Genomic DNA, 16,545 nt, shown 5'->3' with positions numbered 1-16,545 from the left:
AATCAATAGACGTATTAACTAATGTTTAGAATGACATGAGATTGGATATAGCAAAAATTACTGACATTGAAATAAATTAAGATAAAAGTTAAATGGACAAATGGAGGATACAAGCAAAATAATATAGAGAGATATGGGAACGTTGACGCATTTAAGAGTTTACTTATTGCTTACAAACAAAAATGTAAAAAAGGCGCGGCCCGTTGAGGGGCCGCGCCTTTGCTCTTATAAGCTACGCAAACGCGGGACAGACCTGCTCCCAGTGGTCCATAGCCTCGGCTACCACCGGCGAATCGGTGATGATACGCACGGGGCGGGAGTAGTCCAGAGTAAAGAGATTGATAATTGATTCGGCGGCGACCAGGTTCCGGGCGTCCTCATCCTGCAGATAGACGGGCTCGGGTACCGAGCAGGCCAGCTGACTGAAGCGCTTGAGCTCCTGCACGGTACGGAATTTCTTGTTAATGACCATACATATCCCCTCCAGTCTGTTGAGATGAGGATAGCACAAATAGATTAAAATGGGAAGAAAAGTTTTTTATTTCACAAAGGAAGGCCCATTTTAATCGTTAAGTCTTTGACAATGTGCAAAAATACCGCCGGCCCATATGGGCCGGCGGCCTAGTGTGCACAGGGACCGTTACTGCATCAGACTGCACACCAGCTCGGTGTATCTGGCGGTGTCCTCAATGGGCAGGCCGGCGATGAGAAGGGCCTGATCATAGAGCAGCTCGGCGTATTTGGCGGCCTTCTCCCTGTCGGAGTCCAACGCCTCCCGGAGTGCGGCAAAGGCGCCGGAGTCGCTGTTGAGCTCCAGCACCCGCTGGGCCTTCATGCTCTGAGCCTGGCCCTGGTCCATCCTGGCAAAGTATTTCTCCATCTCCAGGGTAATGGGGCCGTCGGCGGTGAGGCACACTGCGCCGGACTTGAGAATCTTGGAGATGCGGGCCTCCTTGATTTTTTCGCCCAGGGTCTCCTTCACGAAGTCCAGCACGTCCTTGTTCTCCTCTGCCTTTTTCTCGGCCTCTGCCTTTTCCTCGTCGGTCTGGGGAAGGGCGTCGTCGTCGGAGACCGACTTGAGGGGCTTCTCGTCCCAGACGCCCAGGGCGTCCATAATGAACTCGTCCGGCTCGTCGGTGAGGTAAAGAATTTCATACCCCTTGTCCAGAATACGCTCCACCTGGGGCAGCTTGGCGATCTGCTCCACGCTCTCGCCGCTGGCGTAGTAGACATAGGGCTGGTCCTCGGCCATGCGCCCGCGGTACTCGGCCAGGGTGGTGAGCTTGCCCTCCTTGGAGGAGAAGAAGAGGAGCAGGTCCTTCAAAAGCTCCTTGTGGGCGCCGTAATCCTCCAGCGCGCCGTACTTGAGCTGGCGGCCGAAGGAGGCCCAGAAGGTCTCATATTTCTCACGCTCGTCCTTCTGAATGCGCAGCAGCTCGGCTTTGATTTTCTTCTCCAGGTTGGCGGCGATCACCTTGAGCTGGCGGGTGTGCTGCAGCACCTCCCGGGAGATGTTCAGGGAGAAGTCCGGGCTGTCCACCACGCCGCGGACAAAGCGGAAGTGGTCGGGGAGGAGGTCGGCGCACTTGTCCATAATCAGCACCCCGGAGGAGTAGAGCTGAAGGCCCTTCTCAAAGTCCCGGCTGTAGAAGTCGTAAGGGGCGCGGGTGGGGATGTAGAGCATGGCCTTATACTCCACCTGGCCCTCGGCCCGGACGTGGATGACGGAGAGGGGGTCCTCCCAGTCGCCGTAGTGCTCCTTATAGAAGGCGTTGTACTCCTCCTCCGTCACCTCGCTCTTGGGCCGCTGCCAGAGGGGCACCATGGAGTTGAGGGTCTCCCACTCGTCGTAATCCTCCCACTCGCTCTTGTAGTCCTCGTCGGCGTCCTCGGGACGCTCCTTCTGGCGGGACTTGTGCATCAGCATCCGGATGGGGTAGTGGATGTAGTCGGAATACTTTTTAATGAGGTCGTCCAGGCGGTACTGCTCCAGGTACTCGCCGTACTTGTCGTCCTCCGTGTCGGCCTTAATGTGGAGAACGATATCGGTACCGGGGGCCTCCTTCTCAGCAGGGGAGAGGGTATACCCGTCCACGCCGGTGGACTCCCAGCACCAGGCCTCGTCGGACCCGTAGGCCCGGGAGGTGACGGTGACCTTGTCCGCCACCATGAAGGCGGAGTAGAAGCCCACGCCGAACTGGCCGATGATGTCCACATCGGCCTTCTTCTCAGCGTCCATGTCCTGCTTGAACTGGAGGGAGCCGCTGCGGGCGATGGTGCCCAGGTTCTGTTCCAGCTCGTCGCGGGTCATGCCGATGCCGTTGTCGGAGATGGTGAGGGTGCGCCCAAGCTGGTCCGGGGTGAGGGTGATTTGGAAGTCGTCCCGGTTCAGGCCCACCTGGTCGTCGGTGAGGGCCTTATAGGCCAGCTTGTCCACCGCGTCGCTGGCGTTGGAGATGAGCTCCCGGAGAAAAATCTCCTTGTGGGTGTAGATGGAGTTGATCATCAGGTCCAACAGCCGCTTGGATTCCGCCTTGAATTGTTTCTTCGCCATTGCGTGCGCCTCCGTATATATTAAAATTCTTAAAAACATAGCGTTAGCACTCGAAACATTTGAGTGCTAACGCTATCATAATGCTTTCTATCATAAATATCAAGAGGGTTCAAAGAAAATTTACAAATTGAAATCGCCTTTATTTGCACTGGTACCAGTCTTAAGCCCCGGGTTCCGGCTCCTGAAAAACGACACGAAGCTTTGGGATGTTGTCCTGGCCAAGGTTGCCCGTCTCCACGGTGAAGCTCCCTGCGTTGTCGGTAAGCCGGGCGGTGACCACCGTGTCCTCGCCGTCCTGGGCGAGCTGTACATCGGTGAGAAAGTGGCTGTCGCGGCCCAGACTGCCCGCCGGGAAGGAATAGGGATAGAGCGCGATGAACTGATCCGTGCCGAAATTCCGCAGCTCCTCCTCGGGCAGCGAACCGCAGGACAGGCTTACTCGGCGCATACGGAAGGTAAAAATTCCCGAAGACCGGTCGAAGTCGGTCTCCCAGTCAGGCGCCGAGGTGGCGACGGGGGAAAAGGAGATATACCGCTCCATACTGTCGGCGTTGGGGATGAAGGTGAAGGAGAGCCCGTCGGCGTCGATGCGGGCGTCATAGAGCTGCTCATACCGCCCTGCGCCCATTCGTTCAAGCTCATAGGGCCCGCCGTGCTCCGTGTCCCAGATGCCGGTATAAAAGGGCTCGCGGGGGTCCAGCCAGACAGGGGAGAGGTCCCGCCACTCGACCTCCACGGGAATATAGTCGTTGGGGAGGGCCCCGCTTTCATCCACCAGAACAGAGACCTCCCAACTCCGGGGAATGGTCTTATAGAGCGCGTCAATACGGTAGAATTCAGTGCGGAAGCGGACCGTGCCGGGGCCAACCACCTCGTAGGTACAAACGCCCGCCCTCTCGTCCACGTTTTCCAGCAGCACCCGCCGGCCGGTCTCGTGGAACACCCAGTCTACCATATGCCCGCCGCCATAGCTGCCGCAATTGGGGTCATAGCGGTACTCCACCACATAGTCCCCCCGGTAGGGCGTGACGTTTACCACCTCGTACCCGTCGGCGGCGTAGAGGTCCGCCAGGTCCTCCTCGGTCAGGGGCGCGGGGGCGAGGATGGGGGAGACTTCTGGGGAGAGCGCTGCGCCGGGGGTGCGGACGGGGGACGGGGCCTGCACGGCGCTGGAGGCGGGCGAGGGGGCGGGCGAGGCCGCCTCAGTCGCGCAGGCTGACAAGGCCAGCAGGCAGAGCAGTCCGCAGGCGGCCGGGAGCATCGGCTTTATCATAAAAGCACCCCTTTTCAAGCCAAGTTCAATCCAAGTTTACCAAATGCGGTCCGAAATTGGGTTACAAGGGGTTTACAAAGAAATGACACGATACAGCCTGTTAAGCGCGCCCTTTGCGCTTTTTGAGCTCTTTTGCCGTCAGGACGACTCCGTATATGCCGCAGATCAACAGGATGATGTCCTCATAGGCGCTGAAAATGAGCGATTTGACGCCGGTCAGACCCCACATGGTCAGAAGGGCCAGCAGCACGAGATTTTTCTTTTGATATCCTGCGTATACGGCGATGCTGAGGGAGACCACCGGGCAGGGCATGATATGGGTCACCATCCGGGGGAAGCGGTTCCCCAGCAGAATGGAGACGGCGGGATACAGTGCGTAGAGCACCAGCAATGCGGCCTGCCATCCGTCCGGACGCCCCAGCGCATCCTCCCTGCTGCGCAGGCTCTCATATAAAAAGAGACCGCCGCAGACGAGATAGAGGGGCAGCGCAAAAAACATCTGGATCGGCTCCGTGCCGTAGATTCCGAAGAACACGATACCGATAAATAGGTTCGCGACGCCCAAGGCGAGCTTTGCCAGCCATTGGACTTTTCCGGCGAAGGATATCGATACCGCTGACAACACAAACACGAGCAGAACAATTTGTATCGCCAGCGTCTGCTGATTGTAGCGGCCGATGACATCCCAAAATACCTGTGCGTCCATATCCTGCCGCCTACATGCTCAGACTTGCAATGAACTGCCGAGCCACCCGGGGAGTTCTTCCCGGGTGCCGCGCCTCGAAGGCAACGGCTTTGGCGCGCAGCTCCTCGGCGGCCATGTCAATGCCGTACTGCGCGGCCATCTGTTCCACCATGTCCAGGAAGCCCGCCTTGTCCAGGGAGAGGTAGGGGATGCGCAGGCCGAAGCGGTCGGAGAGGGAGGTCTTCTCCGCGATGGTCTCCTCACGGTCCACCTCGTCCCCGGCCCGGGCGGAGAAGGTCTGGCGCACCAGATGCCGGCGGTTGGAGGTGGCGTATACCGCCACGTTGGCCGGGCGGCGTTCCAGGCCGCCCTCCAGGATGGTTTTGAGTACGCCGTAGGTCCGGTCATCCTGGTCGAAGGCCAAATCGTCGATGAAGAGGATGAACTTGTGCCGCCGGCCCGCCAGCAGGCGGATGAGGTCGGTCAAGTCCCCCAGGGCCTCCTTCTGCACCTCAATGAGGCGCAGGTCGTCGAAGCCGGGGACCTTCAGCAGGGACTTCACCGTCACCGACTTGCCGCTGCCCGATTCGCCGTAGAGCAGCACGTTATTGACCAGATTGCCCTCCAGCAGGGCGCGGGTGTTGGCCTCCACCTGGCTGCGCTGACGCTCGTAGCCGATGAGCTCGTCGCCCGCGGTGCAGTCCGGGTCGGCCACGCCCCGGAGGGAGCCGTTCTCCCAGAAGAAGGCCCGGTAGCGGGCGAAGAGCCCGCAGCCGCGCTCGCGGTAGAAGGCGGAGAGGCTCTCGAAGGTGAAGGGGGCCCCGGCCCGCCAGCGGGGGAGGTTGGCCAGCACGGGGGCGAAGTCGGGGGGCAGGAGGGATTTCAGCTTGTCAATGAGTTTGTCGCAGTCCAGCTCGGAGAGGAGGTAGAAGGTCTCGATGTCCCGGCGGGCGGCGGTCTCCAGCGCCGGGTCCGCCCCGCCCTGCTCCAGTGCCAGGGGGTAGGGGGCCTCCTCGTACCTGAGACGGTCGTGGAGCCAGTCGCCCAGGCCCGGATAGCCCTCCTGCCGCAGACGGTAGAAGATTTTCGCGTACCGCTCCACCGCCTCGGTCCCGCGCTGGCGGACCATGGCCTCCAGCAGTCCGGTCACCTCGGCCATAAGGGGTTCTTCCAGGATATTCCGATATGCGGACACGCCCAGCAGGGCGCACCGCAGCGCTTCCAATGTCATGTCTCCATCCCCATTTCCAATGGTCTAATGGCTTTATTGTATGCGCTGAGGCATGGGTTGTCAATCGGAGGAGGGAAGCGGGAGAGGTAATGGAGGCCCGGCGGGGACCAGCTCCCCCGGCCGGATGCCGCCGCCAGACCTCTTGACAAGGCCCGGGCGCCGCGCAGGCGCCCTGTAGGCGGCCCGGCCCCCGGGGCCCGCGGCGGTGGGCTTCGCCTGCTCTGAGCAATCTCCCCACGCCGCCGCAGCAGCGCGCCGACCATACGGAAGCGGGGCGGCCATTGGCCGCCCCGCTGAGGAATCTCTATTCCGCCTCCGCGATGATGACGCGGATGCGGCCGCCCTCGGACGCGGCCTTGTCGTACCAGCCGGTGAGGTCGTAGCCGCCGCCGGTCACCCGGGAGAGGTCGGTGAGGTAATACTTCTTGTTCCGCAGCTCATAGACGGCCACGCTGTCGGACAGGGTATACTGCCGGGCGCCGGCCACGGCGGTATTGCCGTCGACTGCGGTGAGCTCCGCGCCGGTCAGGTTGTAGATGCGCCCGATCTCCTTGCCGTCCATTTTGATTTGGCAGGGCCCCTTCTCCAGGTTCCAGATGCTGGTCTTGCTGGTATAGGCGCCGGGTACGCCGGCCACATCGTAGACATAGCTGGACAGGAGCGTCATGCCCAGGGCGCTCTCGGTCACGTCGGTGAGGACGCCGTACTGGTGGATGTCCCCAGTCACGTCGCTGAGGATCATGCGGCTGATTTCGCCGTTCTCATTGAGCACGTAGTAGCGGACCATCTTATCCTTGAAGCTGACCCCGGCCAGGCGGCTGGGGTAAACCCGCAGCGCGGCGCCGTCGCCGCAGGTGTCCAGAATTTCCACGTCGGAGGCGAAGTCATAGCCGCCCAGGGCGGTGCCGCCGGCGTTCACCCTGCCGGTCAGGCTGGTGGCGGAGAGCTTCTTGAGCTGGAAGCCGTCGTCCCCAGCGGTAATCTGGACCATGTCCCCGGCCTCAAACTTCCTGTTCTTGTCCTCCCACTGGTAGGAGTAGGGGTTGCCGTCGGTGGCGGTGACGTAGACGGTGGAGGCGGTGTAGCTCTTGCCGTCCTTATCCTGGTAGGAGGCGTTGCCTGTGCCGGTGACCACGCCGTAGGTCACGCCGGCGCTCTCGCCGGGCGTGCGCACCGCGGCCACGCCGCCGCTGCGGCCCAGAAGGAGGGTCACGGTGTCCCCGGTCTGGAAGGCGCCCAGATCGGAGAGGGCGTAAGCGGCGGATGAGGTCTCCAGGGTATAGGTCTGCCCGCCCACCGTCACGCTGGTGGGGGAGGAGGCGGAGGGGGAAATCTTCTGAATGGAGCCGGTGACCTTATTGGACCAGGCCCAGAGGCTGCGCATGGGCTTGGAGTAGTAAACCACGTCCAGGCTCTGCACATCGGCAAGCGACCCGGCCTTGCCGTTGCGGTACACCTTGGCGGTGGAGGCGGCAAAGGGGAGTGAGGCCTGCCAGTTTCCCTCGGCCACCAGGGGACCCTCCATGACGGAATTGACAAGGGCCACGCGGTCAATCTCGCCGGCGGCGGTGAGGGTATGCCCCAGGGTGGCCAAATAGACCTGGCCGCTCTTGTTCTTCGCGGTGAGGAGGTGATAGAAGAGCCAGAGCGCGTCCTGGCGCGTCATGGCGTCGTCCCGTCCGGCGGAGATGTTTTTGTCCAGCTTCAGGGACTGGTACATGGCCATCTGGCCGCTGCCCCAGACGCCGGAGAAGTCGCTGTCCTGATATCCGAGGAGGCGCAGAACCATGGTGACGCCCTCCACGAGGGTAATATTGCGGTCGGGCTCAAAGTAGCCGGAGAGGCTGCCCATCACCATACCCTTCTCCTTGGCCACCTGGACATAGGGCGCGGCCCAGCTGCTCTTGGGCACGTCGGGGTAGGGGGAGACGCTGGCGGCGGGCCCCACACTGTCGGCCCAGGCGGAGGCGGCGACGGTGAGCTTGGTAAACTCGGCCCGGGTGACGGTCTTGCCGAGATGGAGATCGCCGTTCTCGTCCCCGGTCATGATGTCCAGGGCGGAGAGGACCTGGGCGGCCTCCTCCACGGTGGGGTTTGCCTCGGCGGCGAAGCCTGCCGCGGCCAGGCCGAATACCAGGGCTGCGCAGACCAGGGCCGAAAGAAGTCGTTTCTTCATAGTTGGATGCTCCTTTAATGAATGAACAGTGAAACATAAAGGGGGAAGGGCATGCGTCCAGTGGGCGCGATCCCGCCGCGTAAAGGGCGCTGAGGGCAATGCCTCAGGCGGGCTTGCCCGGCCTCTGCCTTCTGTGGTCTCACGTTTCACTTAGTCGTATCTCAGCGCGTCGATGGGGTTCAGCTTTGCCGCCTTGTTGGCGGGGAGGTAGCCGAAGAGCACGCCCACGGCCAGGGAGACCCCAGCGGAGATGCAGATGGCGGAGAGGGACGCCTTGGCGGTGATGCCCATCAGGCTGCCGATGCCGCCCGCCAGCAGCACTCCCAGGGCGATGCCGATGACGCCGCCCAGGGCGGAGGTGGTGCCCGCCTCGATGATGAACTGGCTGCGGATGTCCCGGCCCTTGGCCCCCAGGGATTTGCGGATGCCGATCTCCCGCGTGCGCTCGGTGACCGAGACCAGCATGATGTTCATGATGCCGATGCCGCCCACCAGCAGGCTGATGGCGGCGATGGCCACCAGGACGGTCATGACCGTGCCCTGGATATTGCCCATCATGCTCATCATCTCGCTCATGGAGATGACCATATAGTAGTCCCTGTCGTCGTCGCTGCCATAGACCTTATCCAGGGCGTTTTCAATCACCGCCTTGGCACGGGTGTTGGTGTCCTCGCTGGTGGCGGTGAAGAGGTACTGGCTGATTGTGGCGCTGCCGTTCAGCCGGGTGGCGTTGGTATAGGGGATGTAGACGGCGTTGTCCCCGCCGTAGGAGGTGTTGTCCGCCTGCTCGGCCAGAACGCCCACCACCTTATACTCGTCGCCGCCGATGAAGAGGCTCTTGCCCAGGCCGGCGCCGTTAAAGGTGTTCAGGTCCACATAGGAGCCGATGACGCAGACCTTCTGGAGCCGGGCGATGTCGATATACTGGAGGAAGCGGCCCTGACTCAGCTCCAGGTTTTTGACGGTCATGTACTCCTCGCCCACGCCGGTGGTGGAGGACGAGAAGGTGTCGTTGCCGTACTTGAGGGTGGCGCTGACACCGACGCTGGGGCTCATGGCCGCGATGCAGTCGGGGTTTTGCTCCTTGAGGGCGTACATATCCTCGTCGTCCACCGAGCGGGCGGAGCCACGGCCCATGACCTGGACCTGGAGCAGGTTGGTGCCCATCTTCTCGAACTCTGAGTTAATCATATCGTTCATGCCGTCGCCCAGAGAGATAATGATGATGACCGCGGCCACGCCGATGATGATGCCCAGCATGGTGAGAAGGGCGCGCATCTTACTGGTGGCAAGGCTCTTGACCGCCAGCTTGAAGGATTGGGTGAAATTCACGTGGCGGCCTCCTCTCTGAAGCCGATGGCGGGGACGTCCGTATCCTCGGGCTGGACCACGGCCTGGGGGTCGTGGGCATCGCCGTCGTAGATGATGCGCCCGTCCTGAAGGCGGATGATCCGCTGGGCCTTCACGGCGATGGAGTTGTCGTGGGTGATGAGGACGATGGTGTGCCCGGCGGCGTTGAGCTCCTGGAGGAAGGTCAGCACCTCCCGCCCGGTACGGGAGTCCAGCGCGCCGGTGGGCTCGTCGGCCAGAATGACGCCGGGGTCCCCGGCCAGGGCGCGGGCGATGGAGACCCGCTGCTGCTGGCCGCCGGAGAGCTGGTTGGGCCGGTTCTTATACTTATCCGAGAGTCCCACCGCCTCCAGGGCGTCCATAGCCCGGGAGCGCCGCTCCGAGGCGGAGAGACCGCCGTAGAGGAGGGGGAGCTCCACATTCTCCAGCACGTTCAGCGTGGAGATCAGATTGTACTGCTGAAAGATGAAGCCCAGCATTTTGTTGCGGATGACCGCCTGCTGGTCGTCGTCCATGGTGGACACATCCACTCCGCCCAGCTCGTAGACTCCGCTGGTGGGTACGTCCAGACAGCCGATGATGTTCATGGCCGTGCTCTTGCCGGAGCCGGACTGGCCCACGATGGCCACGAACTCCCCCCCGCCTATCTCGAAGGAGACCCCGTCCAGGGCGTGGACGGCGCTGTCGCCCATCTGGTAGATCTTATAGACGTCGGTAAACTTTATCATTGCTCACTCACCGCCACGGACGCGCCGCCCATGCCGCCCATCATCTGCTCCATCAGGCTGGTGTAGCTCATCTTATAGACCACGGTCTCGCCCTCCTCCAGGCCCGAGAGAATCTCAATGTAGTTCTCATCGTTGCGGCCCAGGGTGACGGGGCGCTCCTCCAGACGGGTGTAGTCGGGGTTGCCGTCCTTGTCGTAAGCGTCGGCGGGGAGGACCTGGACCACGTTGCCGCGGCCCACCATCTCCACGGGGACGGCCAGGACGTGCTTCGCGTGCTCCACCAGAATCTCGGCGGAGATGTTCATGCCGGGCAGCAGCTCGCCGGGGTCGTCGATGTCCACGGTGACAGGGTAGCTGGTTACGCCGCCGGCGGTGGTGCCGTTGATGTTAATCTTGCTCACCCGTCCGGTGAACTCCTGCCCCTCCAGGGCTTTGGAGGTGATGCGGACCTCCTGGCCCACCTGGATCTTGCCAATGTCAAGCTCGTCGATCTTCATGTCGAAGGTCAGCTTGGACATATCGTAAATCACGGCCAGATAGCCGCTGGTGGTGGCATCCAAATTGTCCCCGGCCTTAAAGTTCTTCTCAATCACGGTGCCGGAGATGGGGGAGGTGATGGTGTAGTTGTCCAGCTGGTCCCTGGTGGACTGGAGGGAGAGCTCAGCGGAGCGGAGGCTCAGCCGGGCGGACTCAATCTGGCTGTCCATGTCGGAGGCCTCAAAGGAGCCGAGAATCTGGTCCTTGCTCACCCGGTCCCCCTCGGAGACGCGGAGGGACTCCAGCTTGCCGCTGGTTCTAGCGGTAACGGTGGACTGGGCGGCATTGGCGAAGGGGCCGGAGGCCGCGCAGTCCGCTCCGCCGATGGAGGCGGTGCCGGTGCTGGATGGGGAGAGGGCGCCGGGATTGGAGACGGCGATGGTGATCTCCCGCACCAGGGTTCCGCCCGCGCCCGCCTGCTCCACCACGGCGATTTTATCCACCGTGCCGGAGAGGGTCTCGGCAGTGCCGTCCACATACACGGTGGCGGCCTGGCCTATGTAGAAGCCCGCCGCGTCCGCGCTGTGGAAGGGGACGGTGAGCTTCATGGTGTCCCGGTCGATGATGTCGGCGATGGGGCTGCCGGCGGCGACGGTATCCCCCTGCTCATAATAGAGCTTTTGGATGACGCCGGCGTCCCCGGCCTTCACGTCCAGATTCTCCTGTGTGTCCTCCCGGCTGTCCAGCAGGTTCTGAAGGGAGATGCGGGACTGTTCCACGGAGAGCTCGCTGCGCTCAATGGAGTTCTCCACATCGCCCGCGTCGATCTGGTAGAGAAGGTCCCCCTCCTGGACGGCGTCGCCCTCCTCGAAGGGGGCGTCCAAAATCTCGCCCTTTACCAGGGCTGTGACCTTGTAGGAATCCACGGGCTGGATGGCGGCGGAGCCGGAGACTGCCACGGTAATATCCTGATAGCCCACAACGGCGGGGGTGTACATCAGGCTGTTGGCCATCTGGGTGGCGGCCAGCATGGGCCGTACGACGAACCAGCCCACCAGCGCGGCGATGACTGCCAGTACAATCAGGACGGTAATCCAGCGGCGCTTCTTTTTGGGCTTTGGAATCTTGAATTCCGGCGATTTGGCGGCCGGAGTGGGAGCAGGGGTAGGTGCGACGGGGGCCTGAGTGGTTTCCATGGCGATTCTCCTTTTATATATGCTGACAAAAAATCATGCGTTTTCCCGGGTTCACCGCTGCGGTTCAGGAACGCTCTTATCGGGGGCAGGGGGCTTGGCAGCCAGCCCGCGCTTGAGGATATCCAATATTTTCAGGTAGCGCCCGCGTCCCTCCGCCGGGCTGCCGGATAGAATGGCGCCGCCGAGCGCGGGGCCGGTGACGCCCAGGAGCAGGTGGAAGACGTCCTTCAGATCCCCCTCCTCCCGCAGGTCCAGGCGGCTGAGATCGATGTGGGGCAGCAGGTCGGAGAGCAGCCGGTCCCCCAGGTCCTCGGGCCCCATCAGAGCGGTGAGCTGCATTCCCATGTTGTTGCGGATAATGTCCACCAGGTTCTGCAGGAGCTGATCCGCGCCCGGGTCGCGGTAACAGGACTGGACCGCGTCGAAAAGCCCCACAAAGGCGGCGAAGAGGTCCCCGCCGTTGCGCTGGAGTTCGCCGCGCATCTGGTTCGCCATCGCCTGGAGATAGGCGGAGAGCAGATGGACGAAGAGCTCCTCCTTGTCCTTGAAATACATGTAGAAGCTGCCCCGAGGGATGTCGGCCGCCTGAATGATTTTATTGATGGAAGCCTCGGGGTAGGGGACCCGCGCAAACTCCGCGCGCGCGGCTGCGAGGAGCTTCTCCCGTTTCTCTGCCGGGAGATTGAAAAAGGTGGTGCTGGGCATTGCGTCACCTCCATATGACAACGTGTCATCATATTAGCCGACAGGTTGTCATATGTCAATTCATTGGGACAAAAGTTTTAGGTTTGTTTACATTCCAGATTTTACGCATTCTATCCTACTGCCGGGATATTTGGATTTTGTCAGGGAGAGATTAAAAGTTTATTAAAAGGAGAAAAAGGATTCCCAAATTTTTTCAGTTCTGATGTATAAGCCCCAGCACGTCTGTCCACAATAGGCTCGAAAGGGACGGAAGGAACACCGGACGCCCCAAAACTCATAGGAATGGAGCATCGCAATGAAAAAACCGTGGACCGAACGCGCCGGCGACTTCATGGCGGGGAAGGGCTTTTACATAGTCCTGTTCCTCTGCGTCGCCGCAATTGGAATTTCGGGCTATTACCTCTTCTCCTCCCTGAACGGGAGCGACCCCGCCGCCCCGGTGGCCGGCACCGCACAGGTGACCGTCACCCCCACGCCCAGCGCCGCCCCCAGCGTCAATCCCAGCGCCAGTGCCGCAGCGCCTTCCGTCTCGCCGGTGAAGCCGGCCATCCCCAGCGCCTCCCCCAAGGCCAGCGAGACCCCCGCGCCCAGCGCCTCCGCCAGCGCCGTGGCCACGCCGGCCCCCACACCCACCAAGAGCGTGGCCACGGTGTACACCTGGCCGGTAAAGGGCGACATCATTCAGGTCTACTCCCCCGACCAGCAGGTCTTCAGCACCACCATGGACGACTGGCGCACCCATCCCGGCATTGATATCGCCGCTGAGGCAGGAGCCCAGGTGAAGGCTGCCGGCAACGGCACCGTGGAGAGCGTGGAGCAGGACTACTTCATGGGCACCACCGTCACCATCGACCACGGCAACGGTGTGAAGAGCGTCTACGCCAACCTGACCGAAATCCCCACCGTCAAGGCCGGAGATAGCGTCTCCGTGGGAGATATCATCGGCTCCGTGGGTTCCACCGCAAAGGCGGAGAGCCTCTCCGCCTCCCACCTCCACTTCGAGATGACCAACTCGGGAGCTTATGTGGACCCGGCGGATTATCTGCCGGAGCTGCACTGAATGAGTATGATAAACCAGGCCGCGGGCATTGCCCGCGGCCTGGTTTCAGGTTGTCAAAAACCCCTCCACAGAGAAAGCCTTGCAGAGTTGCGCCGTCCGCAGACGGCGGTATAGAATTGGAATCCGTCATGCAGCTTATCAAAAAAGCCCTCGGGGCTTCTTTAATAAGCTGAGGCTTCCAGGGGCGGCCCGTACGGGCCGCCCCTGGAAATCCGGGCTATGTATGGCCACGCGTTCCGTGGCCGGGAGTCAGGCCTCCATGTGTTTGCCGAGGAAGCCGGCAATGGTTTGGAGCAGCTTGTAGTCGGTCTCGCTGCTGGTCATATCGCTGTCGGTTCCGGCAAAGAGCACGCAGCCCAGCACATCCCCCTCGGAGAGGACAGGGGCGGCGGTGGCGATGAAATACTTCTGACCGTCCTCGCAGAGCGCGATAGGGGTGTCGCCCTCCTTGAACTGATAGATCTGGCGGCCCTCCATAATCTGCTCCAACTCGCCGGAGACCCGCTTGTCTGCCAGCTCGCGGCGGGCGGTGCCGGCCACGGCGATGCAGGCGTCACGGTCGGTGATGACTGCAATCTGCCCGGTGGTCTTGTTCAGCGTTTCGCACATCTGGCCCGCGAAGTCGGACAGGCCGCCCATCAGGGAATACTTTTTGAAGATGACGCCGCCCTCTTTGTCTGTATAGATTTCAAGGGGGTCGCCCTCCCGGATACGCATGGTCCGGCGAATCTCCTTGGGGATGACGACCCGTCCCAGATCGTCGATGCGCCGAACGATACCAGTTGCTTTCATATATGAATTCCTCCTGCGGTGTTTTCTTTAGACAAACATTAGTATCCGCAGGATTTTTTACCCTATGCAGTTCCCAGGGCTGGATTCATTTGGATATTTTAAGGTTTAGGCCGATCCCGCTCCTCGTTCAGCTTTTGGTTGACCTCACGCACCTTCCTGCGGGTGGAGGCGGTGAGAATGAGCCAGATAACCGCGTAGCCTGCGGCAAAAAAGCCAAAGTACCCCGGCAATCCGCCGGGCACGTTGTCCGCCCAGTGGAGCACGCCCGCGATGGGGAGCGAGCCCAGAGAGATGGCGAGAAAATGGCAGAGCGTCTGCCGCGTGAGGCTCCATGTCTCTATCTCCCAGATACAGGAGGCGAAGGCAAATGCAAAGCCCATCACGCAGGAGAGGCCGAACTGGAGGGCGACGGCTTCGATCTGGCTGCCCATAATCTCGGTAAGCGCCGGGACTACGGGCGAATACCAGCCGTTCCCCCAGAAGAGGGACAGGACAATGGTGATGGCATAGGCGATAAAAACGCCGATGGGGATGCCCACCAGTCCGCGGCGCAGCGCTTTTAGAAACGTCATATCAGTCATACTCCTTTCAGATGCCCAAATAGGACTTGATGCGGCCCATGTTCCGGCGGGAGACAAAGGCGGCGTCGCCGTTGTCCAGGCGCAGGGAGATGGTGCCCGCCATGGATAAATCCAGACTCCTTACATGGTCGAAGTTGACCAGCTCCCCGTGGGAGACCCTGAGAAATGGTCCGCCCGCCAGCCGCTCCTCCAACTCATAGAGCCGGTTTTTCAGGAGGACGGTCTCCCCCTCGGTCCGGGCCAGCACCTGCTGGCCCTGGGCATAGATGCGCCGTACCTGGGCGGGGTCGAGCAGCAGCACCTCGTCTCCGCGCCGGCCCGCCAGAAAGCGGGACTCCACGGCGGAGAGGCGGCGTGCCAGCTCGGCCACCGTCTCGTTCATCTCGCCGGTCAGGATCAGCACCTTGGGCGCAGCGCGCCCTGGCTCCAGCCGAATTTCCACATCCAATCCCATCCCCTCCTCTCGTGTGCATCATAGCACAGCCCCGGCGCCCGTGTCTATGAGCGTGCAATACTCGGTTGAAATCCGGATACAGACGGCGTCCGGCCCGCCGCATGGCCTGACGGCCATGTCCCCATGGAGAACAAGCCGGAGAACGGGCCGGAGGTACGCCGATGACAGCGGCAGACGCCGGGAGGCTCCTGCGCCCGTCCTTTCTTGCATTCGGTCCTCTCGTATGTTATGATGAGGGCGAAAAAGAAAGAGAGGTGGCCGATATGCGGATCGACCGTTCCCTGATTAAAAGCTATGCCCGTGAGGATATGCGCCGGGCAAAGCCCAGCGTCCTGCTGGTGACGCTGATGTTCCTGCTGCTGACCAACGGCGTGCGACAGCTGGTGAGCCTGGTGACATCCACCGGCAGCTCCGGGATGAGCTATCAGGACATGATGAACCTTATCTACAATTACGGCATGGCGCCAGAGGAGGCCCTGCGCTACTTTATGGCGGATTTCCGGGTGCCCATCCTGTCCATCTTCCTGTCCGTGCTGGTCTCCCTTTTCGTCATGGTGGTGACCTTCGGCTACCAGCGCTATACCCTGAATCTGGCCCGGTGTGAGGAGGCGGGGTACCGCGATCTGAAAATGGGCTTTGCCTACACCGGCCGGGTCCTGGGAATGAATCTGCTGATTTGGCTCTACAGCGTCCTATGGAGTCTGGCGGTGGCGGTGCCCGGCGTCATCGTGATTATGGTACTCGCCATGATTTTCGGCGGCAGCGGCCTGGGGATTCTCTTTGTGGTCGCAGCTTATTTGGCCATAATGGTTGCGGTTATCGTCCTGATACTGCGCTACGCCCAGGCCGACCTGGCGCTGGCCGAGAATCCGGAGCTGGGGGCGCTGGGCGCAATCCGCCGCAGTAAGGAGCTCATGATAGGGCGAAAGGGCGAGTACTTCGTCCTGGGGCTGTCCTTTATCGGATGGAATCTGCTGGCGCTGGTGATCAGCTCTGTTGCCGTCACAGTGGCCTCCGCCATCGGCACGCCCCTGGGACTGGTCGCGGGGGGCGGGAATTTGGCAGCAGCCGCCTTCTCCGCCACCGGCTGGTTCGTCACGCTGATCTCCTCCCTGGCGGTCCTGCCCTACTCCATGTGGCTCACGTCCTATATCAACGTGACCTACGCCCACTACTATCTGGCCATCACCGAGCCCGAGCGCAGGGCGGCCGGGGGCCCTCAGCCGCCCCAGGACAGCGGCTACCGCGGCCCGGAGCCCTTCTGAACCGATTAAAAAACGGGA

Annotated in this window: 15 protein-coding genes; 2 read left to right on the top strand and 13 right to left on the bottom strand. The window is 61.7% G+C overall.

All coding sequences use genetic code 11. From position 1 onward, the window contains the following. Positions 1-232: 232 nt before the first annotated feature. The 10 genes from H8S62_RS01145 to H8S62_RS01100 form a co-directional block, all read right to left on the bottom strand. The gene (locus H8S62_RS01145; RefSeq protein WP_155145140.1) at positions 233-472 is read right to left on the bottom strand and encodes a hypothetical protein; all 240 of its coding nucleotides are present in this window, start codon (positions 470-472) and stop codon (positions 233-235) included. 168 nt (positions 473-640) lie between these two features. Next, positions 641-2,554, bottom strand: a complete 1,914-nt coding sequence (htpG, locus tag H8S62_RS01140; protein ID WP_186918232.1) for a molecular chaperone HtpG — start codon at positions 2,552-2,554, stop codon at positions 641-643. Between the two features lie 160 nt (positions 2,555-2,714). After that, positions 2,715-3,827: a hypothetical protein gene (locus tag H8S62_RS01135; protein WP_207723435.1), complete on the bottom strand. Its 1,113-nt coding sequence runs from the start codon at positions 3,825-3,827 to the stop codon at positions 2,715-2,717. Between the two features lie 100 nt (positions 3,828-3,927). Next, complete coding sequence (locus H8S62_RS01130) at positions 3,928-4,533, bottom strand: DUF6064 family protein (protein ID WP_186918231.1); 606 nt, start codon at positions 4,531-4,533, stop codon at positions 3,928-3,930. A 10-nt stretch (positions 4,534-4,543) separates the two neighbouring features. Next, entirely contained in the window at positions 4,544-5,743 is a 1,200-nt protein-coding gene (locus H8S62_RS01125) for an ATP-binding protein (protein ID WP_186918230.1), read from the bottom strand. Between the two features lie 304 nt (positions 5,744-6,047). Continuing rightward, positions 6,048-7,919, bottom strand: coding sequence for an S-layer homology domain-containing protein (locus tag H8S62_RS01120; RefSeq protein ID WP_186918229.1), 1,872 nt, complete (start codon positions 7,917-7,919; stop codon positions 6,048-6,050). Between the two features lie 150 nt (positions 7,920-8,069). After that, positions 8,070-9,251: an ABC transporter permease gene (locus tag H8S62_RS01115; RefSeq protein ID WP_173023784.1), complete on the bottom strand. Its 1,182-nt coding sequence runs from the start codon at positions 9,249-9,251 to the stop codon at positions 8,070-8,072. Continuing rightward, positions 9,248-9,997: an ABC transporter ATP-binding protein gene (locus H8S62_RS01110; RefSeq protein ID WP_155145150.1), complete on the bottom strand. Its 750-nt coding sequence runs from the start codon at positions 9,995-9,997 to the stop codon at positions 9,248-9,250. The genes H8S62_RS01115 and H8S62_RS01110 overlap by 4 nt, the downstream gene beginning before the upstream one ends. Next, positions 9,994-11,670 (bottom strand): efflux RND transporter periplasmic adaptor subunit, encoded by a 1,677-nt coding sequence (locus H8S62_RS01105; protein ID WP_155145152.1) that lies wholly within the window; start codon positions 11,668-11,670, stop codon positions 9,994-9,996. Before H8S62_RS01105 ends, H8S62_RS01110 begins: the two co-directional genes overlap by 4 nt. Positions 11,671-11,721: 51 nt before the next feature. Beyond that, positions 11,722-12,375 (bottom strand): TetR/AcrR family transcriptional regulator, encoded by a 654-nt coding sequence (locus tag H8S62_RS01100; RefSeq protein ID WP_186918228.1) that lies wholly within the window; start codon positions 12,373-12,375, stop codon positions 11,722-11,724. A 295-nt stretch (positions 12,376-12,670) separates the two neighbouring features. Between H8S62_RS01100 and H8S62_RS01095 the strand changes: the two genes are divergently transcribed. Next, positions 12,671-13,435, top strand: a complete 765-nt coding sequence (locus H8S62_RS01095; RefSeq protein WP_186918227.1) for a M23 family metallopeptidase — start codon at positions 12,671-12,673, stop codon at positions 13,433-13,435. A 249-nt stretch (positions 13,436-13,684) separates the two neighbouring features. Here H8S62_RS01095 and H8S62_RS01090 read toward each other — a convergent pair whose 3' ends face one another. From H8S62_RS01090 to H8S62_RS01080, 3 genes are all read right to left on the bottom strand, one after another. Continuing rightward, positions 13,685-14,227, bottom strand: coding sequence for a stage V sporulation T C-terminal domain-containing protein (locus H8S62_RS01090; RefSeq protein ID WP_186918226.1), 543 nt, complete (start codon positions 14,225-14,227; stop codon positions 13,685-13,687). A 98-nt stretch (positions 14,228-14,325) separates the two neighbouring features. After that, a complete protein-coding gene (locus H8S62_RS01085; protein WP_186918225.1) occupies positions 14,326-14,799 on the bottom strand; it encodes a DUF3021 domain-containing protein in 474 nt (157 codons plus the stop codon). A gap of 16 nt (positions 14,800-14,815) precedes the next feature. Next, the gene (locus H8S62_RS01080) at positions 14,816-15,250 is read right to left on the bottom strand and encodes a LytTR family DNA-binding domain-containing protein (protein WP_341481000.1); all 435 of its coding nucleotides are present in this window, start codon (positions 15,248-15,250) and stop codon (positions 14,816-14,818) included. 275 nt (positions 15,251-15,525) lie between these two features. On the opposite strand from H8S62_RS01080, the gene H8S62_RS01075 reads away from it, so the two are divergent. After that, positions 15,526-16,527 (top strand): DUF975 family protein, encoded by a 1,002-nt coding sequence (locus H8S62_RS01075; protein ID WP_173023412.1) that lies wholly within the window; start codon positions 15,526-15,528, stop codon positions 16,525-16,527. Positions 16,528-16,545 lie beyond the last annotated feature (18 nt).

Origin of the sequence: Lawsonibacter faecis (assembly GCF_014287675.1) — a bacterium.
GTDB classification, from domain to species: Bacteria; Bacillota; Clostridia; order Oscillospirales; family Oscillospiraceae; genus Pseudoflavonifractor; species Pseudoflavonifractor faecis.
Note: the sequence above shows the minus strand (reverse complement) of the source record. Positions and strands in the feature narration are given on the sequence as shown.

What these genes read in the sequence shown, in the direction of transcription:
- H8S62_RS01130 (WP_186918231.1), bottom strand. Translation starts at nt 4,533, where the DNA reads ATGGACGCACAGGTATTTTGGGATGTCATCGGCCGCTACAATCAGCAG.
- H8S62_RS01110 (WP_155145150.1), bottom strand. Translation starts at nt 9,997, where the DNA reads ATGATAAAGTTTACCGACGTCTATAAGATCTACCAGATGGGCGACAGC.
- H8S62_RS01105 (WP_155145152.1), bottom strand. Translation starts at nt 11,670, where the DNA reads ATGGAAACCACTCAGGCCCCCGTCGCACCTACCCCTGCTCCCACTCCG.
- H8S62_RS01090 (WP_186918226.1), bottom strand. Translation starts at nt 14,227, where the DNA reads ATGAAAGCAACTGGTATCGTTCGGCGCATCGACGATCTGGGACGGGTC.
- H8S62_RS01075 (WP_173023412.1), top strand. Translation starts at nt 15,526, where the DNA reads ATGCGGATCGACCGTTCCCTGATTAAAAGCTATGCCCGTGAGGATATG.
- H8S62_RS01125 (WP_186918230.1), bottom strand. Translation starts at nt 5,743, where the DNA reads ATGACATTGGAAGCGCTGCGGTGCGCCCTGCTGGGCGTGTCCGCATAT.
- htpG (WP_186918232.1), bottom strand. Translation starts at nt 2,554, where the DNA reads ATGGCGAAGAAACAATTCAAGGCGGAATCCAAGCGGCTGTTGGACCTG.
- H8S62_RS01100 (WP_186918228.1), bottom strand. Translation starts at nt 12,375, where the DNA reads ATGCCCAGCACCACCTTTTTCAATCTCCCGGCAGAGAAACGGGAGAAG.
- H8S62_RS01095 (WP_186918227.1), top strand. Translation starts at nt 12,671, where the DNA reads ATGAAAAAACCGTGGACCGAACGCGCCGGCGACTTCATGGCGGGGAAG.
- H8S62_RS01085 (WP_186918225.1), bottom strand. Translation starts at nt 14,799, where the DNA reads ATGACGTTTCTAAAAGCGCTGCGCCGCGGACTGGTGGGCATCCCCATC.
- H8S62_RS01135 (WP_207723435.1), bottom strand. Translation starts at nt 3,827, where the DNA reads ATGATAAAGCCGATGCTCCCGGCCGCCTGCGGACTGCTCTGCCTGCTG.
- H8S62_RS01145 (WP_155145140.1), bottom strand. Translation starts at nt 472, where the DNA reads ATGGTCATTAACAAGAAATTCCGTACCGTGCAGGAGCTCAAGCGCTTC.
- H8S62_RS01120 (WP_186918229.1), bottom strand. Translation starts at nt 7,919, where the DNA reads ATGAAGAAACGACTTCTTTCGGCCCTGGTCTGCGCAGCCCTGGTATTC.